This window comes from Lysinibacillus sp. 10T31, from assembly GCF_056394365.1.
This window is the reverse complement of sequence record NZ_JBFTHS010000005.1, coordinates 72160-98124: the sequence shown is the minus strand read 5'-3', so window position 1 is coordinate 98124 and position 25965 is coordinate 72160. Positions and strand designations below refer to the sequence as shown.

Annotated in this window: 25 protein-coding genes, 3 pseudogenes and 1 riboswitch; of the genes and pseudogenes, 15 read left to right on the top strand and 13 right to left on the bottom strand. The window is 35.1% G+C overall.

Annotated features, from left to right (window positions below; translation table 11 throughout):
- The first annotated feature begins 199 nt into the window (after positions 1–199).
- The 4 genes from AC1DCY_RS04610 to AC1DCY_RS04595 all read left to right on the top strand — a co-directional run bounded on the left by AC1DCY_RS04610 (position 200) and on the right by AC1DCY_RS04595 (position 4436).
- Positions 200–1813 carry a PucR family transcriptional regulator gene (locus AC1DCY_RS04610; protein WP_477347859.1) on the top strand — a complete coding sequence of 538 codons (1614 nt, stop codon included), beginning with the start codon at positions 200–202 and terminating at the stop codon, positions 1811–1813.
- Between the two features lie 493 nt (positions 1814–2306).
- Complete coding sequence (locus AC1DCY_RS04605) at positions 2307–2621, top strand: hypothetical protein (protein ID WP_477347857.1); 315 nt, start codon at positions 2307–2309, stop codon at positions 2619–2621.
- Positions 2622–2765: 144 nt separating this feature from the next.
- On the top strand, positions 2766–3728 hold the full coding sequence (locus AC1DCY_RS04600) for a helix-turn-helix transcriptional regulator (RefSeq protein WP_477347855.1): 963 nt from the start codon (positions 2766–2768) through the stop codon (positions 3726–3728).
- Between the two features lie 75 nt (positions 3729–3803).
- Positions 3804–4436, top strand: a complete 633-nt coding sequence (locus AC1DCY_RS04595) for a type 1 glutamine amidotransferase family protein (protein ID WP_477347853.1) — start codon at positions 3804–3806, stop codon at positions 4434–4436.
- Between the two features lie 103 nt (positions 4437–4539).
- Here the strand turns inward: AC1DCY_RS04595 and AC1DCY_RS04590 are convergent, their stop codons facing one another.
- The 5 genes from AC1DCY_RS04590 to AC1DCY_RS04570 all read right to left on the bottom strand — a co-directional run bounded on the left by AC1DCY_RS04590 (position 4540) and on the right by AC1DCY_RS04570 (position 9892).
- Positions 4540–4758 carry a nitronate monooxygenase gene (locus AC1DCY_RS04590; protein ID WP_477347851.1) on the bottom strand — a complete coding sequence of 73 codons (219 nt, stop codon included), beginning with the start codon at positions 4756–4758 and terminating at the stop codon, positions 4540–4542.
- A gap of 254 nt (positions 4759–5012) precedes the next feature.
- The gene (locus AC1DCY_RS04585; protein ID WP_477347849.1) at positions 5013–6269 is read right to left on the bottom strand and encodes an MFS transporter; all 1257 of its coding nucleotides are present in this window, start codon (positions 6267–6269) and stop codon (positions 5013–5015) included.
- 446 nt (positions 6270–6715) lie between these two features.
- Complete coding sequence (locus AC1DCY_RS04580; RefSeq protein WP_477347847.1) at positions 6716–7099, bottom strand: cupin domain-containing protein; 384 nt, start codon at positions 7097–7099, stop codon at positions 6716–6718.
- Between the two features lie 45 nt (positions 7100–7144).
- Entirely contained in the window at positions 7145–8104 is a 960-nt protein-coding gene (locus AC1DCY_RS04575) for a 2-hydroxyacid dehydrogenase (RefSeq protein WP_477347845.1), read from the bottom strand.
- A gap of 1200 nt (positions 8105–9304) precedes the next feature.
- Positions 9305–9892, bottom strand: coding sequence for an SCO family protein (locus tag AC1DCY_RS04570; protein WP_477347843.1), 588 nt, complete (start codon positions 9890–9892; stop codon positions 9305–9307).
- A 588-nt stretch (positions 9893–10480) separates the two neighbouring features.
- On the opposite strand from AC1DCY_RS04570, the gene AC1DCY_RS04565 reads away from it, so the two are divergent.
- The 5 genes from AC1DCY_RS04565 (at position 10481) to AC1DCY_RS04545 (ending at position 15133) form a co-directional block, all read left to right on the top strand.
- Positions 10481–10816 carry a DUF485 domain-containing protein gene (locus tag AC1DCY_RS04565; RefSeq protein WP_477347840.1) on the top strand — a complete coding sequence of 112 codons (336 nt, stop codon included), beginning with the start codon at positions 10481–10483 and terminating at the stop codon, positions 10814–10816.
- On the top strand, positions 10817–12370 hold the full coding sequence (locus AC1DCY_RS04560; RefSeq protein WP_477347838.1) for a solute symporter family protein: 1554 nt from the start codon (positions 10817–10819) through the stop codon (positions 12368–12370). It begins immediately after the preceding gene.
- Between the two features lie 488 nt (positions 12371–12858).
- Positions 12859–13197 carry a DUF485 domain-containing protein gene (locus AC1DCY_RS04555; protein WP_460011704.1) on the top strand — a complete coding sequence of 113 codons (339 nt, stop codon included), beginning with the start codon at positions 12859–12861 and terminating at the stop codon, positions 13195–13197.
- A gap of 8 nt (positions 13198–13205) precedes the next feature.
- The gene (locus AC1DCY_RS04550) at positions 13206–14750 is read left to right on the top strand and encodes a solute symporter family protein (protein ID WP_477347939.1); all 1545 of its coding nucleotides are present in this window, start codon (positions 13206–13208) and stop codon (positions 14748–14750) included.
- A 200-nt stretch (positions 14751–14950) separates the two neighbouring features.
- On the top strand, positions 14951–15133 hold the full coding sequence (locus AC1DCY_RS04545; RefSeq protein WP_134023135.1) for a hypothetical protein: 183 nt from the start codon (positions 14951–14953) through the stop codon (positions 15131–15133).
- Here AC1DCY_RS04545 and AC1DCY_RS04540 read toward each other — a convergent pair.
- Both AC1DCY_RS04540 and AC1DCY_RS04535 read right to left on the bottom strand, forming a co-directional pair.
- Positions 15093–15311 carry a DUF5360 family protein gene (locus tag AC1DCY_RS04540; protein WP_477347836.1) on the bottom strand — a complete coding sequence of 73 codons (219 nt, stop codon included), beginning with the start codon at positions 15309–15311 and terminating at the stop codon, positions 15093–15095. The genes AC1DCY_RS04545 and AC1DCY_RS04540 overlap by 41 nt on opposite strands.
- Positions 15312–15324: 13 nt before the next feature.
- On the bottom strand, positions 15325–15885 hold the full coding sequence (locus tag AC1DCY_RS04535; RefSeq protein ID WP_477347937.1) for a TetR/AcrR family transcriptional regulator: 561 nt from the start codon (positions 15883–15885) through the stop codon (positions 15325–15327).
- Between the two features lie 619 nt (positions 15886–16504).
- Between AC1DCY_RS04535 and AC1DCY_RS04530 the strand changes: the two genes are divergently transcribed.
- From AC1DCY_RS04530 to AC1DCY_RS04520, 3 genes are all read left to right on the top strand, one after another.
- A complete protein-coding gene (locus AC1DCY_RS04530) occupies positions 16505–16930 on the top strand; it encodes a MarR family transcriptional regulator (protein ID WP_477347835.1) in 426 nt (141 codons plus the stop codon).
- A 518-nt stretch (positions 16931–17448) separates the two neighbouring features.
- Complete coding sequence (gene pssA, locus AC1DCY_RS04525) at positions 17449–17994, top strand: CDP-diacylglycerol--serine O-phosphatidyltransferase (RefSeq protein ID WP_477347833.1); 546 nt, start codon at positions 17449–17451, stop codon at positions 17992–17994.
- Positions 17973–18461 (top strand): DedA family protein, encoded by a 489-nt coding sequence (locus AC1DCY_RS04520; protein WP_477347831.1) that lies wholly within the window; start codon positions 17973–17975, stop codon positions 18459–18461. The genes pssA and AC1DCY_RS04520 overlap by 22 nt, the downstream gene beginning before the upstream one ends.
- 680 nt (positions 18462–19141) lie before the next feature.
- Here AC1DCY_RS04520 and AC1DCY_RS04515 read toward each other — a convergent pair.
- From AC1DCY_RS04515 to AC1DCY_RS04490, 6 genes and pseudogenes are all read right to left on the bottom strand, one after another.
- Positions 19142–19329 (bottom strand): annotated as a pseudogene (locus AC1DCY_RS04515) (transposase); the annotation flags it as partial.
- 262 nt (positions 19330–19591) lie between these two features.
- The gene (locus AC1DCY_RS04510; protein ID WP_477347829.1) at positions 19592–20341 is read right to left on the bottom strand and encodes a TatD family hydrolase; all 750 of its coding nucleotides are present in this window, start codon (positions 20339–20341) and stop codon (positions 19592–19594) included.
- Positions 20331–21080, bottom strand: a pseudogene (locus AC1DCY_RS04505) (ABC transporter ATP-binding protein). Before AC1DCY_RS04505 ends, AC1DCY_RS04510 begins: the two are co-directional and overlap by 11 nt.
- Complete coding sequence (locus AC1DCY_RS04500; RefSeq protein ID WP_477347935.1) at positions 21058–21828, bottom strand: ABC transporter permease; 771 nt, start codon at positions 21826–21828, stop codon at positions 21058–21060. The pseudogene AC1DCY_RS04505 and the gene AC1DCY_RS04500 overlap by 23 nt, the downstream one beginning before the upstream one ends.
- Entirely contained in the window at positions 21828–22118 is a 291-nt protein-coding gene (locus AC1DCY_RS04495; protein ID WP_477347827.1) for a thiamine-binding protein, read from the bottom strand. The genes AC1DCY_RS04500 and AC1DCY_RS04495 overlap by 1 nt, the downstream gene beginning before the upstream one ends.
- A 1-nt stretch (position 22119) precedes the next feature.
- Entirely contained in the window at positions 22120–23115 is a 996-nt protein-coding gene (locus AC1DCY_RS04490) for an ABC transporter substrate-binding protein (protein ID WP_477347825.1), read from the bottom strand.
- Between the two features lie 173 nt (positions 23116–23288).
- Positions 23289–23398, bottom strand: a riboswitch (TPP riboswitch).
- Positions 23399–23854: 456 nt separating this feature from the next.
- On the opposite strand from AC1DCY_RS04490, the pseudogene AC1DCY_RS04485 reads away from it, so the two are divergent.
- The 3 genes and pseudogenes from AC1DCY_RS04485 to AC1DCY_RS04475 all read left to right on the top strand — a co-directional run.
- Positions 23855–23932 (top strand): annotated as a pseudogene (locus AC1DCY_RS04485) (TetR family transcriptional regulator); the annotation flags it as partial.
- 75 nt (positions 23933–24007) lie between these two features.
- Complete coding sequence (locus AC1DCY_RS04480; RefSeq protein WP_477347824.1) at positions 24008–24412, top strand: hypothetical protein; 405 nt, start codon at positions 24008–24010, stop codon at positions 24410–24412.
- Positions 24413–24584: 172 nt separating this feature from the next.
- Positions 24585–25871, top strand: coding sequence for an MFS transporter (locus AC1DCY_RS04475; RefSeq protein WP_477347822.1), 1287 nt, complete (start codon positions 24585–24587; stop codon positions 25869–25871).
- The last annotated feature ends 94 nt before the right edge of the window (positions 25872–25965 follow it).

Genomic DNA, 25965 nt, shown 5'->3' with positions numbered 1-25965 from the left:
TTGTCAAAAAACGAAGTATTTCGTTGAATACTCCGAATTTGTTCACATAATTCTCCTTTGATATTTTGAAATAAAGGACTATACGTATAATAACCTTCAAGAATAGTATACAATCAGATTTATAGGTTATCCTTGTAGCATCTTACATATTTAACTTTTATTTTGGCTTTTTCTAACAAAGATAAAGGAGATGATACTTGTGACAACATTAAAAGAAATCATGTCTGTCCAACAATTTTCTGATTTAACATTGTTAAATGGTGAAGGCGATTTAGAAAGAGAAGTAGAAATGGTCGATATTACAGAAACGCCTGATATCAAAAATTTCACAGCACCACACTCATTTATCGTTACAACGGGTATGAATTATCAGCACGATCAATCCGGATTAATTGATCTCATTCGAGAATTAAATGATATACAAGTTGCTGGCATAGGTATTAAATTATCCCGATTTTTAGAAAAAATTGACGATGAAGTGATAGAATTTGCGAACAAATTAAAATTCCCGATTATCAGAATCCCCGAAAGTTGGAATCTTGGATCGATCACTCATCATATTTCATCCTATATCTTGGATGAAGAAACTGAAAAATTATATTTTGCTTTAGATATCCAACAAGAATTAAATACAATGCTTATGAGAGGTTTAAGCTTGGAAATGATGATTGAACGGATGAGTAGGCTCCTCCGTGTCCCTGTGATGCTATTAAATCCTTTTTATCAAATTAAATCGATGAGCCATCACTTCCAAGAACACTCAGAACAGATTCAAAAAAATCTTAGTTACTTCAAAAGATCTTTAAATTCCAAGCACATTCCACCTAATAATCGTGCATCTTTTCAAGAAGAACATATTATATTTGAGGTGCCCGCTTTTAAATATTTCCCATATTATCTAATGGTTTCAAATGTCAATACGCTCACCTATCCATTTAGTTTGCTAGCAATAGAACAAGCCGTAAATACACTTAGTCTCGCAATTTATAAAAATAGTAAAGTTAAAGAAGCGGAACAACAAGAGGTGAACCGATTTTTCGAAACACTCATGTCTGAACATCCTGATAATCTTATGTCAGTCAAGCAGCATCCTGAGTTTTTGAAAAAGCATCATATCCAAACATCAAACTTCTACCAGGTGATAATTTGTGCGATTGATAAAGAGAAAAATGTAGAAAATAATATCTATTTGAATGAGCGCTATCAAATGACTTTTGAATGGCTAACACATAAGTTGATTGACATTGATCCGTCTATCAGTTTATATATGTCTCCAGGTAATCATCGGTTTACGATACTCTTACAAACTAAACATCAATATTATTTAGATTACTGCAAGTATCTTCAAAAAGAGTATAAAAAATTATTTAATAGCACACTTTCATTTGGTATTGGTAATGAGGTCACTGAATTCTCACAGTTACCGCTCTCTTATTTCGAAGCGAATGAAGCTTTTGATCATAAGTCTGAAAGCGGTGAAGTTGGATTTATAGAGCTCTATAAATCCAAAAGTGTGGAAGAATTATTACAACTCATTCCGGCCAATAAATTAAAACCGTTTATCACGTACACATTAGGTTCCTTAGCTTATCCAAAAACAACGAAAGAGAAAGAACTAAAACAAACTTTAGAAATTTTTTTGGCGAACCATTGTGATCTTACAAAGACATCTGAAGATTTATATATCCATCGTAATACGGTAAAATATCGTATTAAAAAATGCGAAGAAATTTTAGGTCAGCCAATCGATGCTCCTGATACTTCATTGGATATACGATTAGCATTATTTGCATCAGAGAAAATAACATTTTAAACCTAAAATCCCGCTAAAAAGCTGTTAAGAATGCTTTTTAGCGGGATTCTATTTGAATGAGTTATATGAAAAAGCTTACGCAGCGAAAGCACAAAGATTCTTCTAAAACTTATTTTGTCGGTACGCTTGCTTTCCCTCCTCTACAAATACAGAGGATTCGCACACAATTTATTAAAAATAAAAAGTAGTTGCTATTTAAACTGTCCTATAATTTCTTAAATTTACAAAATGTGTAGAGAATTAACTCTGGCTTTTTTTTGATATTTTGCAAACCGAATTTTTAACTAAAGCACTTAGTTAGTATAAATATTTTCTCATAAACTCTTGGATTAATAACTAGTGGATTACCTTATTTATTTTTTCCTAGTATTGTTCAGTTAAAATAATTGAATATTAAAAAGTCGGTCTAACAAACATTATAATTCAAAGATATTATCAAGAAACATTTTCCAATCTATTTCGTCATCTAATTTGAAAAGGGGTGATATCTATTATGATCGGTTTACTTAATATTGGAAGCCTTGTACTTGGAGTAATAGCACTTCTGTTACCAATTAGTAGTCTTTTGAATACGAATAAGCAACTACGCAATTATAGATTAATTATTTCCAGTTTAAGTCTCAGCGCCTGTGCTATATCGATAAGTTTCCAATTATTTTATAATCATCATCTAGTTGAGATTGAGGATTGGTCTGCTCTTATGGATACAACTAGTAGTTCGGTACTTGCTGTAACCTTCTTATTAATCAGCACGATTCTATTAAATGCACTAACAATAATTATTAATCGTGATAAAACAGCTTTATAAAATTAGGCTGTTTTCGTAAGATTTGTTGCCAGTAAATATAGGGCCTCATTATATAGAAAGCTATCGGAAAGGAACAGTTGATKAATTATACCAAAAATAGGAAATATATAATAGGAAATAAATTTCATATAGAGGTGGAATTATATGCCTAAAATTGACAATATGTTAGCAATTCTATGGATGCTTCGTTCAGGTGAAAAAATTACTGCAAAACAAATTTCAGAAAAGTTAGAGATGAATATAAGGACTGTGTATCGTTATATAGATACAATTTCAACAAGCGGCGTACCTATAATTTCAGAACCAGGACATAACGGTGGATACACTTTATTGAATAATTTTATTGAGGCTCCTCTTTTTTTTGATTTTGAGGAACAAACTTCACTTTATCATGCTGCTGTTTTTGCAGAAGAAGCTGGATATTATGGTGGTGAAGCACTAAATAGGGCTATTTCAAAGCTAAGCAAATATTCAAATCAAGAGCAGGAAACAAAGATAAACCAACATTTGACCAGTCTTGAAGTAATAAGTCGATTAAATTCCCTCTCTATGGAACCTTTCTTGAAGGAGTTGGAGCAGGCCGTAGCTAACGGATACTCTTTAAAAATTCTTTACCATAAAAGTGGCGAAGATCAATCAAAATATAGATTGGTTGATCCGTACAGAATTATTTATTGGAATAATAAGTGGTATGTGATTGGATTTTGTCATCTTAGGAATGATATCCGTAGTTTTAGAGTAGATCGAATTGAAAGTCTAATGCTAACCGAAAATAAGTTTAACCGGCCAGAAAATTTTTCAGCACGTGACTTTTTTATGAAAAACCTCCTTCCAACTATAGAAGATAAGGAAGGGATTATTTCTTTAGTTATTAATGGAAATACAAGGACGTTGGATGATATTTGCCAACATTGGTTTTTAGGACATTATTTACAAGAACGGACTTCAAATCAAGCAGTTTTTCTTCTTGAAAAGGATATGATACATACATATGTACCTTATTTACTTTTACCGTACGGTAAATCTATTAAAGTTATTGAGCCAATAAGTCTTAAGAAAAGACTTATTGAAGTTCTGTCAGAATTAATAAAATTTCATCAAGTATGATAACTTCCCTGACGTTAACTGTCAGGGAAGTTATTTTATAATAGGCTATATCAATTGTGATTGGAGTGTTATTGGATGCAAACAAAAAAAGTTTATCTTTATGTTTTTAATACAATGTCAGACTGGGAATATGGATATTTAATTGCTGAACTAAACTCAGGAAGATATTTCAAAAAAGATTTAGCACCTTTAAAAGTAGTTACAGTAGGAGCTAATAAAGAAATGATTACTACGATGGGAGGACTGAGCATAAAACCAGATATTTCCCATGATGAATGTACACTTGAAAGTAAGGATCTTTTAATTTTACCTGGAGGAACTACTTGGAGAGAAGATATTCATCAACCTATCTTAAAAAAAATTGGCGAAGCTTTAAAGCTTGGTACTATTGTTGCTGCAATTTGTGGTGCAACTGAGGCCCTTGCGAATATGGGATACTTAGATTCTAGAAAACACACAAGCAATGACTTAGAGTATATTAAAATGGTCTGTCCTAATTATAAAGGAGAAAAATTTTATGAGATGAGACCTGCGGTAACTGGTGAGAATTTGATTACTGCATCAGGAGTAGCACCTCTAGAATTTACGATGGAAGTACTGAAAAAATTAGATGTATTTGCACCCGACACATTACATTCATGGTATAACCTAAGTAAGACTCATAAACCTGAATACTTCTTCCAGTTAATGAATTCAATAAATAGCTGAGCTAAAAAATCAACTTAGCAGTTTTATATTAGTTCAAATAAAAATAATGAAGTAACTGAAAAGCTCACTTTCTCTATTTTGTTTTTCAGAGAAGTTGGGCTTTTTAATTTGGAATTTCCTTATCGCTGTAAATCCGCATTTTCCTGACGGTACCCCTAAATTCATTTGATAACCCTCTCGCTAATCTGCCTGTAAATGTCTTGGTCAATACTGTTTCTTGAAAATGTCCTTCTATCAATGCTCTTTTGTATACTTCATTGGCACCACTTTCATCGCAACAAATAAATGCAGTTCCTAATTGAACAGCACGTGCCTTTACCAAAAGAATTTTCGTTTATTGAAACGCAATTTATTTCGCATTTAGATAGCCCCTCTATATCATTGATGCATTTCGAAAAAATGATATCAAAATTAAATGGAAAAATTAACAATTAACAGCTACAATCTATACGAAAACAGCCTTATTTTTTTGATTTTCCTATCAATATTTTAAGGGACAGAAATATTTTGATGACAATCACAAAGCTACCTATCAGCGGGATCTGGGGAAAATCTCCACTGATAGGTAGTTTTGCTTTATTCACTAGTTAGGGGATGGGTTGTTTTTTTCTCTTTTAACATAACTACAAGGAAGAATAAAATCGCTGCTGCTGCAAGAAGTATGGCTGCAATATAGAATGCTAATACCTTGGAGCCAGTGATGTCACCAATGTAACCAGTGAGCGTTGGCGCAACAACAGATGAAGTCATACCAAAGAAGTTAAAGAAACCTAATGCTTTAGCAACTGAATTTGATGATACTGAATCAGTTACATATGTGATTAAAACTGGATCAATGGCAAGTTTACCTAATAAACCGTATAAGATTAGTGCAGCATAGAGCACTGCAGGGTTAGGCGCAAACACGGTTAAACTAATTGTAACGGCTGCACCAATTAACAAGAATAAAATTAATTTCAGACGCATATGCGCATTTTTATCAATATATTTAGAGAATATTAATGCACCAGGTACTGCTGTGACTGCCACTAAAGCAGCTACATATCCTACTGAACCTTGTTCGAATCCTTTTTCTGCGACAAGGAATGATGGTAACCATGTCACAATCATGTAATAACCATAACATGTTGCGAAATAAACAAAATAAATAACTAATTTTTTGGGCGAAAATAAATCAATGCTTTGAGATTCTGTGTCTTGTGTTGTTGTATTCTTATCTTCAGATGTTTCATTTGTAGCAGTTTTTTTGTCTTGTTTAACAAACAAAGCAAATACAAATGTTACTGCTATTATTAGGATGGCTGTCATATAAAGCATGTAATTCCATTTGATTTCAAGACCACCTACTAACACAGATGAACCTATTAAACCAATTACCATACCTAATGCAGAGCCACTATTTATGATTGCGTTAGAAAAACTTTTTTTATCTTTTGGCATATGTTTAGCTGATAAGGAGAATGCTGCGCCATAGTATGAACCAGTCGAAAGACCTGCCAATAAGGCACCAATATACACTTGCGTGATTGTCGAGCTTGTTCCAATTACGAATGCTGCTAATGCAAAAATGATAAATGCAGGGATTAATACTCGTTTTTGACCAAATTTATCAACGAGTATTCCTGATGGAATTTGCATACCTGTATAGGCAAAGAAATAAATAGAAGCAACAAGACCTACTTGTGTATCGCTAATGTTCCCTAGTGATTCTTGAATTTGCGGGTATATTGGCGTAAGTATTGTTCGATAAATCCAAATAACTACCCAACCTAAACACAGTGTTACAATTATTTTTTTGTAATAATTCGGGTCATTTTTAACTGTTTGTCCCATAATATGACACTCCTATTTTTCGTTTTTTTACTTATGTATTGCTTACGTTAATTTTAGGTTATGAGTAAGTAAATAACATTGTTCACTTTTAACAAAAACAGAAATGGATTTGCACATTTTAGACAAAAGCGTATACTTAAAATTTTTATAAAAGTATGACTTATGGTATTCTCGCTAAATGATCTCTACGCAGTACTTTTGCACCTTCGATTACTCTCTGCACAGCAAGGAAGGTGCAACAAACAAAAAATAAGCCCGATTACCCTTAAGGTTATCGGACTGACCTATATTTACAGTGCAACACATTATAATATAAAGTTTTAATGAGGTATGACAATTTATAATGATGGCATGAAAGATTCCCCCTTAGTAGATATTGCATCTAAAAGGAGGAATCCTTCTTTCTTACTATGAAAACTAGTTAATCAACAGACGTGCTATTTCACTTAATGATGTTTATGCGGAATAAAGCCGATTGGTGTTGGACCCGCAATCCCTAACATAACAAAATCTTTATCAGAACTATTAGTCATTCCGTGCTTTTCACCCGCACGTGCAACAACAACATCTCCAGCTTTAATTTGAACCATTTCACCACACTCTGGATAAAAATCTGCTGTTCCTTCTACAACAATCCAAATATCATCAGCTTTCTCGTGCGAGTGAATTGGCAAATCTTGTCCTGGATGCATACACCAAACAGCTCCTACAGTATTAGGTGTTTCATAGAAAATATGTTTTGTCGCTTCTTCTTCTTTAAACTCTTGAATATCTGGCCAATGGAAAATACGATTTTTTAAATCTTTTCTTGCTATTTTTTTTAATGTCATTGTATTTTCTCCTTGTTTCAAATTTCCAAAAAACCCTACATTAATTTAGCGTTTAATAATATTTTTGGGTTTACCCTCTAAGAATGCTGTAGTGTTATCGAATGCAATTTTCGCACGCAGTTCCATCGCTTCATCAGTAAAGAACCCTACGTGTGGTGTTAAAATTATATTTTTGGCGTGTAATAGTTTATAGTCTCCAGGTATAGGCGGTTCCATATCAAATACGTCGATACCGGCTCCTGCAATTTGCCCTTCATTTAATGCATCCGCCAATGCATCATTATCAACAATTGGGCCACGTGCACAGTTAATTAAAATGGCTGATTCCTTCATTAACTGTAGTTTTTCTTTAGAAATTAATCCTTTCGTGCTTGGTAGTAATGGAATATGTAATGACACTATATCAGATTGTGCTAATAACTCATCTAATTCCATATACTCGATACCTAGATCTTTAGCTTCTGGCTTTCTGCTAGATTGGTCTGAAGCGATTAAGTTTGCACCAAATGCTTTAAACAATCGAGCAGTCATTAAACCAATTTTACCTGTACCGATCAAACCAACTGTTTTACCTTTAATCTCACTACCTTGGAATGCCCCTGGGAAATTATCGGCACGATTTTCCCTATCTCCCTTAGTAATGCGACGATACACATCTAATACTAAGCCAATAGTTAATTCTGCAACTGCTTGATTCGCATAACCAGCTGCATTACATACCATAACATCTTGGTTTTTAGCTTGAGTGATACCTACATGATCAACACCTGTAAAGGCAACATTGATTAATTGTAACTTGTCATTTTGATCAATTACTTCTGTAGGATAAGGATTATTCGCAATCATAATAACATCTGCACCTTCACTACGACTTGCTAATTCTGCACAATCAGTTGTTTTCTCGGTGTAATAAACAAACTCATGACCGCCTTGTTTAATTGGTTCCGCTAATTTTTCAATGATCGAATCTGGAACATTTAATGGTTCTAATAATTTTACTAACATACAATCCATTCCCTTCTATTATATTCGAATGCGTCTGTTGATTAACTAGTGACCATAGTTAGAAAAGAGAAAATCACACTTCGTTTTTTTGTTTTGTATACTTCACACAAAAAATGAAGCATTTACAATGATTGACACTCCTTTTTTTTTTTTATTTTTATATCTTTTCTTAATCTGATTGTAGGATACGAGTTATTAAATAACATTGTTCACTTTTAACAAAAATACAAACGACATTACATATTTATAACAAAAGCTTTCATGCAAATTAAAAAATCAGCCCAAAGATTATCGGACTGATTCGTTACATTATAAGTATATTTACCACACATTGTTCTTTGTCTACATCTTTAGGCAATCGATGCTCCTTTATTAAGGTCACCATTTTACACCTCTACAGATTTTCCGAAAGAGAAAGCCCATGCAGGGTGAACCCCGTCTTTAGACATGGGATGAAAGTGAGGTCAGACAAGAGGTAACGTTTGCTATTTAAAGTGTCTGAAAGTTGTTATCCTCAATGATAGACAAGTAAAAGTCTTTAAAACATGCTCGTTCATTGAAAATTGGATATTGTATAAGGTTCGATAGCCTAATTCATGCTATCGGTAAAACTATATGTGTCGTCAAGAAAAAATGCTTCAGTATCTTTGGTTTTGATTTTAGTAGACATAATATAATTATTCTCTAATAAAAGTTGAATGATGAGTTATGAAGATTAGAGGCTTACCATCGATTATTAGTTATGAATACTATAGTTTTCTTTGTATTTTAGTCGAAGAGCAGCTGCTATCCATCATCTTTTGGTGCTTTTGGTATATTGTTAAAACAACAATGAAGGGTATGTACATAGAGGGATATGTATTGATTTAAGCTCTTTCTACTCTTACTACAATACAGATTTTGCTTCGAAACACTGATTAAATGTCCTGGGATACAATGACGTATAGGCGTATATCAAGGCAGGAAAAGAACGTTCACCCCTTTCTTTAAATTGCAAACGTATTAATTAGTTGATGTAGTAGATAGGGGCATTTATGGTACAAAAAGAGGATAGATAGAGCGAATTTCTTCAAGCTCTTCTATCCTTTTAATTTCTATACATATAATGTGTGACCATATATAAGAATACACCATTTAAAAATAGTTTCAGCTTATATCTCGACACTTAATAAAACATTCCAACCTCTGTGATATTCTTTACTATTTAGCTAACGCCTTCATATCTGCCGCAATCGTCTCAACTGGTACATCTGTTGTAGCGTTATAATCCTTCACAACAATTCCATCGGCATTAACTAAGTAATACCTTCCCATATGTATAACTTGGTCAGAATTAGGATCATTCTTTACTACTGAATTAAACGATTTCATTGCAAACTGTTCAATAAACTTTTGATCGTAGCCAGTTAATAGTTGCCATTTACTATCATCGGGCACTGAATACGTTTTTAAATAATTCGTTAAAACTTCTGGCTTATCAACTTGAGGATCAACACTAAAAGCTACAATTTGATAGTTTTCCACGCCCTTATCCTGAAGTGCCTTTTGAACCTCTGTCATGTTATACGTCATTGGTGGACAAATGGAATTACAATTAGTAAAGATGAACATCACTAACGACGGCTTGCCTTTAATATCATTAAGGCTAACCTTTTCATTTTTTTGATTTGTAACCGAAAAATCCTGTACTTCTATATTCATTTCAGGTTCAAATTTATAACTTCCACAAGCAGTTAGAATGCTACTTAATGTTAGTATCAACACGAGCATGACACTGTTCTTTTTCATTTATTTGCTCACTTCCCTTCAATTTACCATCGTTGTTTATTGTATAAATTATAGTTACTGAATACAAGATATGAGCTTATCCTTTCATTTTTTTATGTCCATTCAATGTATATTGTACGATTTTGGTATATTAATATCCTGTATTTTCTAGACAATTCACACTTTTTTAAAAATTTTTTAAAGCTGTTTTTTACTATTTCGGTTATTTCCCAAGGCAACATATCATTGTTATATAACAAAGTGTTTTTGCTTTTCAGGCAAATCCACCATATAATGACACAATATTAAATTCTCAAAAATTCTCTTTCACGTTCAAATTTTCTCCTACATTCGAAATTATCATCATTAAACTATTAAAGGAATATTATTCTTGTAGAAAATATCATTCTCTTTCATACGGATTATTTCTATTAAATCCTTATTATTTCTATGTTATTTCCACATTCTGAAAGTAATTAAAAATTATAAAAACTCAAAATTTAGTATTGCATTATAAGAATCTTCCCCATAAAATAAGTGAATATAACGACGAGCCATAAAGAAATATGTCGTTTAAAACAGAAATATATCACTTTAGGGGGAATAATAATGGCAAACATTTCTGGGGACAAAAATATAGATTCAGTTGACTATAGTGCAATTGAAGCTATGGAATCGTTCAATAACTTCGTGAAAAAGAAAAATACCTTCCTTTTCTCGATAACAGCAGTATTTTTAACACTATATATTTTGTTACCAATCCTTGCTTTCCAACCTGTACTACAACAAAAATTCTTCGGAAATATTACGGGTGTTTGGGTATATTCAGCAGGATTATTCATTATGACAATCGTTCTTTGTACAGTATATGTGAAAAAAGCTGCTTCATTCGATAAAGCTGCAGCAGCAGTACTAGCTGAGTATCAGGCGAAAGGTGGAAAATAAATGAACTTAGTATCCGTTGGTTTCTTTTTAGCAATCGTTGGTTTGACACTTGTTGTAACATATATCGCAGCGAAGCGTACGTCTTCTGCGGCTGATTTTTATACAGCTGGCGGTGGTCTTAAAGGTTGGCAAAATGGCTTTGCAATCGCTGGTGACTACTTATCTGCCGCAGCATTTCTTGGAGTGTCCGGTGCGATTGCATTAACTGGTTTTGATGGCTTCTTCTTCTCTGTCGGCTATGTAGTAGCTAACTTAGTTCTTCTTTATGTAATTGCTGAGCCTATGCGTAACTTAGGTCGTTATACTCTAGCAGATATGCTTACTGCCCGTTTTAATGAAAAACGTATTCGCGGGGTTGCTGCGTCAGGAACAATTATCATCGTCATACTTTATATGATTGCACAATTAGTAGGTGCAGGTGCCCTTATTAAATTATTATTTGGTATTGAGTATTGGGTTGCAGTGTTAATTGTAGGTGTTATGATGACTACTTATGTATTATTCGGTGGAATGACAGCTACTTCTTGGGTGCAAATTATTAAAGCTAGCCTTCTTTTATTCGGGACAGGCGTATTAGCTACATTAGTATTAATTAAATTCGACTTCTCTCTTATGAAAATGTTTGATACAATCGCCACTGATCATGGCGAGAAATTCCTTGTACCAGGGATGAAATATACAAGTTCAATTGATTCGGTTTCAATGATGATGGCTCTTGTTTTAGGTACATCTGGGTTACCTCATATTTTAATGCGCTTTTTCACAGTTAAAGATGCCAAAACTGCTCGTTCTTCTATTTCATGGACGACTTGGATTACAGCTATTTTCTTCTCATTAACTATTTTCTTAGGCTTCGGAGCATTAAATTTTGTAGGGATCGATAAAATTCTTGCTGAAAGTAAAGCTGGTAACACGGCAGCCCCACTTCTTGCTAATTACTTGGGCGGAGATGTGTTAATGGCATTTATCGGTGCAGTAGCATTCGCAACCATTCTAGCTGTTGTATCGGGCTTAGTTTTAACAGGAGCTTCTGCGATTTCCCATGATATTTATGGAGAAATCATTAAAGGTGGTAAATTAACAGAAAAGCAACAAGTTGTAGCTGCTCGTACTGGATCGATTTCTATTGCTATTGTATCCATCATCCTTGCACTATTTGCGCAAAACTTGAATGTATCGTTCTTAGTATCCTTTGCATTTTGTATCGGCGCTTCAGCAAACTTACCAGTTATTCTTTACACAATTTATTGGAAAAAATTCAATTCAACAGGTGCTATAACAGCGATGTTAACTGGTTTAGTATCATGTTTAGTTTTAGGTGCCATGGGGCCAAATGTTTGGAGTCCTGTTGAAGGTGCGGCAATCTTTGTTGGCAACCCTATCGTACCGTTAGCAGTTCCAGCGGTCATTACAATTCCGCTTGGCTTTATCGCAGGTTATTTAGGCACTGTTCTATCTTCTAGCAAAGTTCCACAGGAAGAAGCAGACCGTATTTATAAGGAAATTCGCGTGAAAGCAAACACAGGAGTATCCGTTTCTGATATCTCTCATTGATCGCTTTCTGCAATCCAATAATTGTAAAAGGATATTTCAAACGTCCTATCTATCATAATAAAAATATCAAGTTAAAAAACTCGATTTTTCATCGGGTTTTTTAACTTTTTATTTAAAGTATTTACCAATTTACTTATCGAACAATACTATTCTCTTTCAAAAAAAACCGATTTTCACTGAGTAAATAGTGTTTATTTTTTTATAAAAATTCATTTCACTCTGGACATTTCAACCATATTTCTCGCTCGGAAATCAAGAATTGACCTAACTTCGTTTATTTATCAGAATTTTCCAAAACGCTTATATTTCTTGAATTTGTCGTTTATATTCTCTTTAAAGACTATTTTTACAAAAACTATTTTTTCATAATTTTTTCTGAAAAGTATTGCAATTTTGTGAACTGTCTCATAAAATGAAGATGTGAATTCACTAAACTAGCAAAATTAAGTCTTTAAGCAGTAAAAATAAACACAAAATGGGGAATGTTAATGGGGAACAATCAAGGCAATAAGAGCATCGTGATTGACTATGATGCAATTGCAAATCAAGAATCGTTTAAAGCACTTGTGCGAAGAAAGAAATCATTTCTTTGGTCAATGACTGTGTTCTTTTTAGCAGCATACATGTTGCTACCAATTCTTACTTCGTACACGAAAGTACTACACCAAAAGGCATTTGGGGAAATTACTTGGGTGTGGGTATATTCAGCAGGGCTATTCATCATGACTTGGTGCTTATGTCACTTATATGTAGCAAAAGCAAATAGCTTTGATAAAGAGGCAAAGGCGATTATCGCTGAGTACGAGAACGGAGGTGGCCGCCGATGAATAACGGAATGAGTTTTACAGCCATATTCTTCTTCGTAGCCATTGTTGGTTTAACATTAGTTATTACATGGTGGGCATCAAAACGAACTTCTTCTGCAAGTGATTTCTATACTGCAGGCGGTGGGTTAACAGGCTGGCAAAATGGACTAGCCATCGCTGGTGACTACTTATCAGCAGCATCTTTCTTAGGGATCGCCGGAGCAGTTGCATTATTTGGATTTGATGGATTCTTCTTCTCTATCGGTTATTTAGTAGCTTACTTAGTGGTTTTATATATCGTAGCTGAGCCATTACGTAATCTTGGTAAATTTACATTAGCTGACATGATCACAGCGCGTTTTGATAGCTCTAAAGTTCGTGGTACAGCAGCTTTAAGCACTATTACAATTGTATTATTCTACATGATTGCACAACTAGTTGGTGCAGGAGCACTTATTCAATTACTTTTAGGAATCGACTATTGGGTTGCCGTTTTAATCGTAGGCTTCATGATGACGACTTATGTACTTTTCGGTGGTATGACTGCAACATCTTGGGTACAAATTATTAAAGCTTGTCTTTTAATGTTAGGTACAGTTATTATTTCATTCTTAGTATTAAAAGAATTCGGCTTTAGTATTGCAACGATGTTCAAAGAAATGGAAACTGCAACTGATAGCGGTGCAGCTTATTTGAACCCAGGTCTTAAATATCAAAATGGTATTGATACTATTTCAATGTTAATCGCTTTAGTTTTAGGTACAGCTGGTCTTCCACATATCCTAATGCGCTTCTTTACAGTAAAAGATGCGAAAACTGCTCGTTCTTCTGTAATTTGGGCTACTTGGATTGTTGGTATTTTCTACATTCTTACAATCTTCTTAGGCTTCGGTGCAGCTAAATTCGTTGGTAAAGAAGATATTATTGCTGCAAACGCTGCTGGTAACATGGCTGCTCCACTTCTTGCAGAAGCACTTGGTGGGGACATTCTATTCTCATTCGTATGTGCGGTAGCTTTCGCAACAATCTTAGCGGTAGTAGCTGGTCTTGTACTTTCTGGCGCTTCTGCCCTATCACATGATATTTACGGTCAAATCATTAAAAAGGGTAAAGTTACAGAGAAAGAGCAAGTACTTGCAGCTCGTATAGGTTCTATTACAATCGCTATAATTTCAATCCTTTTAGCACTTGGTGCACAAACATTAAACGTAGCGTTCTTAGTATCACTTGCATTCTGTATTGCAGGTTCAGCTAACTTACCTGTAATCATTTATACAATCTACTGGAAACGCTTTAATACAGCAGGTGCTATTACGGCAATGTTAACAGGTTTAATCTCTGCTTTAGCTTTAGTTGCAGTTTCACCAAACCTATGGAATCCAGTTGAAGGAAAAGCAATTTTCGTTGGTGATCCGTTAATTATGTTAACAAACCCAGCTATAATCTCTGTACCACTTGGCTTCCTTGGAGGTTTCATCGGAACATTGCTTTCTAAGGAATCAGATGCTAAGAAATATCGTGAAGTGGAAGTTAAAGCAAACACAGGTATTTCTGTACAGGACGTATCTCACTAATAATATAACAAAGACCTCGTAAGTTAATAATACTTACGAGGTTTTACTTTTTCTTAGCTTTTTGCCCAAGCGGCTCATCAGACGCCCCCAGGAAGCTTTGCTCTGTGCGAAAGCGTAGCGACAGCAACAAAAAAGCGCACAGATGGAACGGAAATCAATCCCACGTTATGATATATTTAGAATAACGAGGAGGAATGACAATGACACAATCAAAAGCAAAAAAGAAGCGCTCGCATATCAAGCGTACGAAAGGGAAAGACGTTGAAAAAAATCGTCAGTTCTCCCCTTTCAGTACACATGAACGTGTAACGAAAACTAAAAAAGAAAACCTTGAACAAAATTTTACAAAACACAGAAAACACAACCACACCGAGGATGATTAGTGGTTGTGTTTTGCTTGAAATCTAGCGGGAAGAACGACCAATTCCATATAACTAATAATTCATTTTGATAATCCTGATATAAATACTCTTTTGGAATCAAATGAAAAAAAGTGACAAGCCAATAGAGTATAAAAAAGAAATCTGTAACTAAAAATAGGTATCTTAAAGTTTTACTCATCTACAGCCCCCATTTAATTTTCTTTATGAACGATATCTTTAAGAATCCCAAGCATAAGAATGTCCACCATTTCCTGCATTGTATCCTGAAGCGAACTCATATTTCTGTTTTTTGATGCATGTTCCATCAATTGATAAAGCCCTTCAACATAGATTTCTATAAATATCTCCTTATTAAAGGGACGTATTTGATTTGCGACAATCCCTTCATCTAATAACGAAAAGATGCCTGTCCATTGTTCATGAATAAATTGATCGAGTGTTTCCCACTGATTTGGATAATATTTTTGAAGCTCCGCTAAATATTGGAGCTGAGCAAATTGAAAATCAGCTGGAATGAGTACAAGACATTTCTGTAGTTTTTCTATACGATTTAAAGTTGAATCATGCAGTATTTCTTCCTCTTTCATTTTCAGTTCATCAATTGCAAGATCAATCATTTCATTTAGAAGCTCTTCCTTTGAGGGATAATATCCATACAATGTTTTAGTACTCATACCAAGCTGTTTTGCTAGCTCCCCCATCGTAAATCGGAAGCCTTTTCGTTCAGCCTCTCTTATTGATACCTTTAAAATTCTATCTTTACTTCCATAATCTTACCTCCGTCTTGTTTTGGATGGCAGTACAATTATGGAAGTATTATTCAACGATCGCGCCCGTTTTAGTTCTAGAATTTTAATATGAAATTGCTTTTTTGATTTTAGTTTACTTTTGCCAATTTCTTAGCGATATATTTTCCAACACAGTTATACCAACCCTTTTAAACTACTTGATTTTAATACCCAATCTAATTAAAAGTGTTATATTCCACTGTTTATTTCCGTTCCTTCCCTGTTTGGAAATGCATTATTATTTCTACATGGTCAAGTTTACGGTGTAATTCACCCATTTCTTTACCAAGTCAAAACTATCAATGGTAGCGGATAACCCAACGATTCTAGTGCATTCCTCTGAATAGTCTACTATTCCGGAAAGAAGCGGACATAATTGAACCCCTCTTTCTGTATTAATAAAAGAATGGATTTCATCAATGACTATAAATTCAAATTCAAGTCCTATCTTCTTCAATCAACCTTTTTACAGCATTTAATTAGTTTTTTTATAACATTTGACAATGAAGGTTATTTAATTTAACATAAACTTAAAATATTTTAATTAAAATGTTTTAAGTTTATTGTGGAAAGGAGAAAAAATGTGTTGAATGAACTCTTTGAAGATTTGTATATGAAACTTACTATGAATTTTTATAAAAAGACAGCTCACGGCCAAGCAATAGAGATTGAAAATATAAGTGCTGTAGAAATGGCATGTCTTGAAGTTGTATATTTCTTAAAAAAACCTACCTATAGCGAGCTTGCAGAGTTTTTTAATATATCACAGCCGAATGCAACTTATAGAATCAACAAATTAATTAAAAAAGGGTATCTTACAAAATTCAATGATGAAAGAGATAAACGTGTATATTACCTCCAAGTAACAGATAAATTTATGGAGTATTACTCTCTTAATGATAATTATATTAATAATATAATTACAAATTTGAAAAAAAGATGTACTACAGAGGAAATAGTACAATTTGAAAAAATGTTAAAAATACTAACAAAAGAAGCTATGGATTGAGACTCCCACCCCTAAAGGGACAAGCTGACTAATGTCAGTGGGATTCCTGAGTAACTATGCTATTTGACGTAAACGTCCACTATCCCTACCTTTTCTCTGCTGTTATTATGGTTATTGGCCTCGGTATTACATTTGTATGGAAAGAAAAACAATTGATAGAAAACTTAGTGGAATAATTAGGAAAGTCAAGGAAGCCTTCGGAACAATCAAAATTGTTCCTGTGGTCATTCAAAGAAGCTCTCTTTGTGGACCTAGACAATTTCCTCACTCGAAAAGTTTTACCTAGTATTTTTGTTTACTTAAATACTATTCACAATATAATTAGCAGTTTGTGGAGGAGTCGTGAAATCAATTTCGCCTTTATCTCACCACCTTCAGAGTGGGATTATTCTGTAGCTTACGTTTTACTTTCGCTACAAAAACATTTACCGAATAAAACCTCTATTTTTTCAGGTGTGCTGTAAGACTGTTTTTTTATCCATTGTGTTGATTTGAATGAATTGGAGGTTTATTATACTGTGAAATATATACCCTGTATGATTACAATTGGAAACTTTATTTGCGGACTTCTTGCCATTCGCTCTTTGTTTATTCAAGATTTCTATTCAGCAGCGTTCTTCATTTTTGTTGGTATGTTTCTCGACTTTTTCGACGGTATGGTCGCACGTAAGCTAAATGCCGTTTCGGATATTGGGAAGGAACTTGATTCTTTTGCTGATTTGATTACGTTTGGTGTGGCTCCGGCTATGCTCGCTTACAATGTAGCGTTGAATAGTATTCCGTTTATTGGGATTTTGTGTACGTTGGCATATGGCACTTGTGGAGCGATTCGCCTTTCCAGATTTAATGTTCATCAAAGCAAGTCTCCGACATTTATTGGAATGCCGATTCCATTCGCAGGAATATGTCTTGTTTTATTAAGTTTCATGAATAACTCAAACGTATTAGCTTTAAGCACATGTGTGCTTTCTTATTTGATGGTGAGCAAAATAAAGTTTCCACATTTTAAAAGACTTACGGTTGAAAATTCAGAGGTGAAAAGATGGGAACAATTCAAGAATTAATCACATCTTATGGGTATATAGCAATTTTTTTAATGTTGATTCTTGGAATCGTTGGATTGCCGATACCCGATGAAGTCCTAATGACAATTGTCGGTTATTTTACAAATATTCATGTCCTGAATTATGAACTTGCTATTTTCGTTAGTTTTGCAGGAGCGCTTATAGGGATGATAATCAGTTATCTAATCGGAAGAAAAGCTGGTCGTCCTTTAATAGCCAAATATGGAAAATGGATAGGACTGAAAGAAAAGAGAATGATGAAAGTGGAAAGGTGGATGAAGAAATACGGGCCGTTCTCACTTGTTTTCGGATACTTCATTCCTGGTTTCAGACACGTAACCTGTTACTTTGCGGGAATCGGCAAAATGAAATTAAAAACATATATTACGTTTGCTGCGATTGGTGCTTTATTATGGTGTTTCACCTTTATTACAATTGGAAAGGTCGTAGGGGTTATACAGGATTAATCCCATTCCCTAGATTGGCGTATTGCCCCACATCCATCAACTTAAAAATTTTATAACGCCCAAAGACGAGAAAATGTACAATTTCACATGAAGTTGTACATTTTTTCGTTTTTGGGGTATTTGTATTTGCATAAGCTAGCTTTGGCACAATCTCTTTCTAAGTGAGGAGTGGGGCTTGGTTTAAAGGTTTGCAAAGCTATATCAGGGCCTGCCCTCCTATTTTGCTCTGATAAAGTTGAGTTAATAAAAAATTTCCTTTTTAAACTTTCGCTTAAAAGTGGATCAGCGATTCTGGCACTTTTAAAAAAATACAGCCACTCTAAAAAAAAACGAGGGCACTGAAAAACTTACGTTTTCATAAAAGCGAACCTTTTTCAGATAAAAATAAGGCACTTCTTGTTCAATTTTGAACAGGAAGTGCCTTATTTCTGTCTCTATTCCTAATTCATCTTCGTTTAGTAGCTTTAATATCCGTTTCAAATTGACAGCGAATATCGTTGTAGCACCTTGAATTCCCATGCCAAATAGACTCGCAGTCGATGCCGTATCGTACCCGAGTCGTCTTTAAATTCACTATTCTTCGCTTCTACTTTGTAGCGATTTGCGGCTAATTGCTTAAATGCTTCCGTATTTTGAAATGCCTCTTGTTCGGCATGTGTATCCGACTTTTAATAATAAGTCTTAAACATACGAATTGGAGGAATGGCATTACGTCCATTGTCTAAACAATATTTTGTTTTTAACTCTTCAAAATGAATGAAAAATCAACAAGTTCATTGATTTGGCGAAGTATATTATCTTTTGGCACAACAATATCGTAGATCGCCATATATGGACTTACATTAAGGGTTTCTTGATTTGAAATCATCGGGGGGCACCACCTGCACATTAATTCTTTTTTATAAAGGAAAGCGTGACTAAAATAATAGTGTGATACATTGCGTTGTTTGGAGAAGCATCGCTCGACGCTCGCCCGCGGAAAGCGAGCGGAATGCTTCGGAAAACAACAGTAGAGTCACAGTGCCAAATGAAAAAAGCGAGGTATTCAACGATTTAATCGTTGAATACCTCGCAATGTGAGAAGATATAGACTTTTTCAGTGCCCTCTAAAAAAACAGCTGTGTTTTTTGCTATAAATTATAAAATTTTGTCGTATTTCTTGTGATGATACGTGCCGCTTCCTGTGTTGTAAGCCCCTTTATCGAAGCGATAACCTCTATGGAATGATCCATCATCCAAGGAGATGTTTGTTTGTTGTTAAAAGGACCTTCAAACGGCCAAGGCCCATCTGTTTCTACCATCATCAGTTCAATTGGATATTTTTTAATAAGCTGTTGAATTTCTGCCTCATACGTACAATCAGGTGTGACAGAAATAAAATACCCATTAGAGATCATCCGTTCAATCACTTCTTCATCACCTTTAAACCAATGAAAATGCGCATTCGTGACTTGATGTTTTTCTAGTAAATCACAAACAATCGCCGCATCCTCATAAACAGCATGTAACACAATTGGTTTATTTAATTCCTTCGCCAATACGATAAACCGTTCTAACAATGCCACATACGGACGATCATCAATCGCCTTCTCCTTTCTCAAATAATAAGGCAATCCTACCTCGCCAATTGCTACCATTTCATGAGCATGTTGACGTATCCAATCGAATAACGCGTCTTCCTCTGCATTACTAAGTAACGGTTGTTCTGGATGAAAACCAAATGCTGCCTTTACTTTTGCAAAGGCTTTCGACAGCTTCAACGTCTTTTCACATGATGAAAGATTCATGCTAACAGCAATGACTTTTTCAGCTTCTTCTAGCAAAGTTGGTATGTCGTGTTCCTTATACTGATCTAAATGAATATGTGCGTCAATCAACATTCGCCTCATCCTTTTCTTCTTTTAAATACGTGAATAGCTGTTGCTTCAGTGCCGTAAATGTAGAGGAATGGCGAATTTCTTCTTGTCGTGGCCTTGCAAAAGGTACAATCATTTCCTTTTTAATCGTCGCTGGCCGTTTCGAAAGCACGATGATTCGATCAGCTAAAAAGAGAGCTTCCTCGATACTATGTGTAACGAACAATATAGATTTTCGATCTTTCTCCCATATCGATAAAAGCCATGCCTGCATTTCAAGCCTTGTAAACTCATCAAGGGCAGAAAACGGCTCATCTAAGCATAAAATGGGCTTATTACTGACAATTGCGCGAATAAATGATACCCGCTGTTGCATACCGCCCGACAGCTAATTAGGATACGCATGTTCAAATGATGCGAGCCCTACTTTTTCTAGCCATTCCTTTGCAAGCTCAACATTTGGTTTTCGATGAAGCTCTTCGACAATCGCGACGTTCTCCAATATCGTACGCCATGGTAGTAAGCAGGGCTGCTGAGGCATATAGCCAATCGTTCCTCTTTTTTGCTGGATATCTGTATCGTTTAATAAAATAGCTCCCTTATCAATAGAGGTAACACCACCAATTAATTGAAAGAGTGTACTTTTCCCACTGCCCGACGGACCGATAATCGCCACAAATTCCCCGTCCTTCACCTCAAAAGATAAATTGCGAATAACCGGAAGAGCATCAATGGATTTATCAATGTTTTGAATGCTTAGCATGGAGTCCTCTCCCCTTCACAACAAGTTTTTCTAACAATTGTATAGCACTAAATAATAGTAAACTTAAAAATACGATAGCAAAAATCGCTACAAACACGCGATCCGTTCGAAATGAAGATTGTGCCAATGTCATATAGACTCCAATCCCCATTTTCGCACCTAACCATTCCGCAATGACAGCTCCCATAACGCTATACGTTGCCGCAATCTTAATGCCTGAAAAAATCGACGGGTACGCATAGGGCCATTCAAGCTTCCAAAAGGTTTGTGCTTTCGTTGCCCCAATCATTTCAAAATAATGCTTCAGCTCAGGTGTGGTTTGACGAAAGCCATCCATTGCCGAAATAACAATCGGGAAAAAGCACACCAAACAAATAATAATGAGCTTTGGCAATAAACCAAAGCCAAACCAAATGATTAAGAGCGGTGCTAGGACGAGCACAGGGACATTTTGTGACATAATGAGAATAGGATAAAATAGCTCTCGCACAAACGTAAAACGATGTAATAGCACGGCAACCGTTAGCCCACACAATATTCCGATGGTAAGGCCTAGGAGTGCTAACTGAACAGTCGCTAAAGCATGTGGCACAAACGTCTTATACGATTGAAAGCCTTCTTTCAAAATGGCACTTGGTGTAGGCAATAGCCAATGTGGTACATCTGCAAAACGGACAATAAGTTCCCACATGAATAAGAGGAAGGCGATAAAAATTATCGTCCTTCCTTGTTTAACAGCTTGCTTCATCACTGGTATTTCTCCGTTAGCGTATCCATTGTAATACCTGATGGCTGATATAAAATTTTCACTTGCGTAATGACATTGATAGCGCCAAGCTCAATCATCTTGTCATTCATTTTTTCAATGATTTGTAGCAAAGTCGATAGCTCACCCTCCATTGTCGTTTCTAACGGATGAACTTCATATTTCACCCCTGATGCGTCTAAAACCGCAATCGCTGCATCGACAAATGGAATCACATCCTCATATTTTTCAGTTTTCGGGATAATTTGTACACTTATTAATGAGTTTGCCATACTACTTCGTCTCCTTTTTCGGTAAAAAGTCGTTTGTAAATGCTTGTTTTGCGTTAAATTCGCCCTCTAAAACTTTGTTGCTTGCCATCCATTTCGCGTAATTTTCCCAGATAGCTAGCTTTTGCTCGCCCCATTGTGCAGCGTCGTCTTGATACTTATCTGCTAGCCATTCCTGACTTTTATGGACAAGGTTCTTATCTAAATCAGGTACCGCTTCTAGTAAAATATCAGCCGCTTCATTTGGGTGGCTGATCGCATATTCATAGCCCTTTGCTGCGGCAGCGACAAATGCTTTTACCGTCTCGGGATCATCCTTAATCATTTTTTCATTTGTAGCAAGTACAGGTGTGTAATAATCTAACTGATCACTATAATCTGTTAAATATAGCATGTTTAGTTTTTCGCCACGCAGTTCGGCTTCAATACCTGTCCACGCATAATAAATCCAGGCAAAATCAATATCTTTTTTCATCATTGTGAAGAAATCTAAATCACCTGCATTGACAATATCTAACTTATTAATATCTGCCTTTTTTGTTTGCATTAGTGATTGCAGTACTGCCTTTTCAAGTGGTGCACCCCAGCCACCGTATGTTTTACCTTCAAAATCCTTAGGTGACGTAATGCCTTTTGATGCAATGGATGCGAAGCCAGAAGTATTATGTTGAATAATCGCTGCGATCGATACTAAAGGTACATCTTGCACACGTGCCTGTGTGATCCCTTCCTGATAACTTACGCCAAACTGAGCCTTGCCAGACGCCACAAGCTGATCGGCTCCCGTTTCGCCAGGTAATAAAATATCAACATCTAGGCCCTGTTCCTTAAAGTAGCCAAGTTTTTCCGCTACATATAAGCCTGTATGATTTGTGTTCGGTGTCCAATCAAGAACGACTGATACTTTCGTTAATCCCTTAGCATCCTTTTTAGTCTCTTTTTCGCTACAGCCCACTAAAGTTAAAAGTGCAGCCATCAGGATGAATAACCATTTTTTCATGCTGAATCCTCCAAGTAAGTAGTGTGAAAGTGTTCATGTATGAATGTCTTTACCAGAAGAAACCGTTCACAATCTGTTTGCACGTAAGGTATGTGCATGCAACAAAAGTCTGAAAACATAAAAAACGCCTAGGATTCCTCCCAGACGTTTTGTAATCAATATCAAAAACTTTCACTTTTTGAATAGATGTTCCCTACGCTGGTACGAGCCAAATCAGGTTCAAAGAGTCAGCGTCTATCGGACACAATCTCAGCTGGCAACACCAGCCCCCCTACATTCTTTCCATATGAACTTTTCGTGATTATTATACCCATATCTATCCGGAAATGACAAGGCTCTGTTTGCAAATAGCGCTGAATTATTATTTTATAGCCTTATTTCTAATCCTTTTTTTGAAATATATTTTTCATTCACATCAAATAACTGCTATGGCGCCTCTTTTGTAAAGGGTACTTTAGGAGAGCTAGATAATATTTTCAGACTCCATTGAAATAGAGGCTTCATGCTTAAATTGTCAGTTCTACTTTTTTTAAAAACTCAATTTTAAAGAATAATATCCCTTCATTTAAGGAATTCCATTATAACTAACCGTAAAATTCAAAAAATTCCATCAACATATTGACAATGGAAACAAATTACAATAAAATTTGATTGATCAATCAATCATTTATTATGAAAGGAATATCTAAATGGAGACTAAACTTACTAATGATGAAAAAAAAAAAGAAAAAGATCTACTATCCTGAACGCCGCCATTAAATTATATAGTGAGAATGGTTTTGCAGAGACAAAAGTTGCCGAAATAGCAAAGGAAGCTAGTGTTAGTTTTGGTACCGTATTTACATATTTTGATTCAAAAGAAGTACTTTATGAATCGGCAATATTGGAGCCCTTGGAAGAAATCAAACCATATTTTACTGAAATAGCAGAACATTTTAAAGGTGAGCCTCTTGAAGTAATTAAGGAAATGATAGATTGTCATGTACAACTTTTTGCCATGAGAATTGAATTTCTACGCCTAATTCAGCAGGTTCTTGCAAGACCTGAACGGTTTCCGAAGCTTTATAAAGAACTAGATGATTTTGCAAAATTATTTAAGGCCTCTATTTATCCGATTATTGAATCAGGACAAAGGCTCGGTTCCTTTTATGAAGAATCACCTTCATTAATTGCTGAATCATACTTATCGATCTTAAACGGAATGCGTTTAACGTTTATTGATGAATATACAAACGAGAAGCGGAAGGATATATCGAGACAAGCACTGAGATTATTTGGGCCTATCTCTAATAAATAAGCTCCTCCCCCTTTGCCCGGCCATCACTTGTAGACATAAGGTTAAACAAGTTAAACATAAAAAGAGTCAAAGAGACACTTCCTAATAGGATAATCAATAGATAACCCCAAACTGAGACACCTGAAGATTCTATCGGAAATAGTTCATATTTAATATACTTAGGAGTGATTATATGAAATTGAGAGATATCCATCCCAACATCAAACTTCGCCTAGTCATGCAATTTCTAGGCGGTCTTATTTCTATGGCTGTTATACCTTTTCTGGCAATTTATTTTACTCAAAATATCGGAGCTACTAAAACGGGTATTATTCTTATAATAATAGTGATTAGCGGGGTTATTGGAGGGTTCATAGGAGGACATGTTTCAGATAAAATTGGGCGAAAAAAAATAATGATTTATGCTGAACTTGGACTATTGCTTTCTTATCTGTTTATAGCACTTTGTAATTCTCCTTGGTTTAATCTTCCTTATATTTCTGCGGCATTCTTCGTCCTCACTATGTTTTGCGGAGGGATGTTTCAGCCAGCCGCACAAGCTATGATGATTGATGTTACTAATTCCGAATCGAGAAAGCTTGTATTTACAATTAGCTACTGGTTGGGGAATTTATCAACGGCAATTGGAGGAATTATTGGGGCATTTCTTTTTAAAAACTACTTATTTGAACTATTTATTGGGATTTCACTTATCTCTTTATTATCTGTATTCGTGACTATTTTCTTCATCTCAGAAACCTATTCACCAGTACCTTCACCTAAGTCTTCTCTTCATAAGAAAAAGCTTTCACCATTTGAGATGTTTCAAACCTATTCAACCGTTTTAAAAGATAAGCTGTTTATGTTTTATATTTTAGGAGCAATCATGATTTTTACATTGGAACAGTCTTTATCCAACTATATTGGGATTCGTCTTGAAAAAGATATACCCCAGCAATCAGCTTCATTGTTTGGCATAGATTTCATCGTAGACGGCACTAAAATGCTTGGATTTCTCCGAACAGAGAATACTATTCTTGTAGTTGTCCTATCAAGCATTGTATTATTTTTATTTAAAAAATACAGTGATCGCTGGACTCTTGTTACAGGAATGTTGATCTTTACTATATGTTTTAGTGTTTTTGCTTCTTCAAATAGCGTATTGTTTCTTTTTATTGCCATGTTTATTGGAACAATTGGTGAGCTGATGTTTATTCCTATTAAACAGGCGATGATAGGAGAACTTGCCCCGCCTAACGCTCGTAGCACCTATATGGCTTTTAATAGCTTAACTACCTATGGAGCCATGATTGTAGCTTCGTTATTGATCATCATTGGACAGTGGATTCGCCCCATATATATGAGCGGATTACTCCTTATTCTAGGATTAACGGGTACATTTTTGTACTACATATTAACAAAAACGCTATACGCTAAAGAAATTGAAGGGAATGAAAGAAAAGTACCTGTTTCTTCTTAAAGATTGTCTTTCCACTAATCGATCAAACCAGTTTTTCAACTGACTTTATCGTTAGGTAAAGCATCACTTTACAATCCTCCCTTCTTTAGATTGT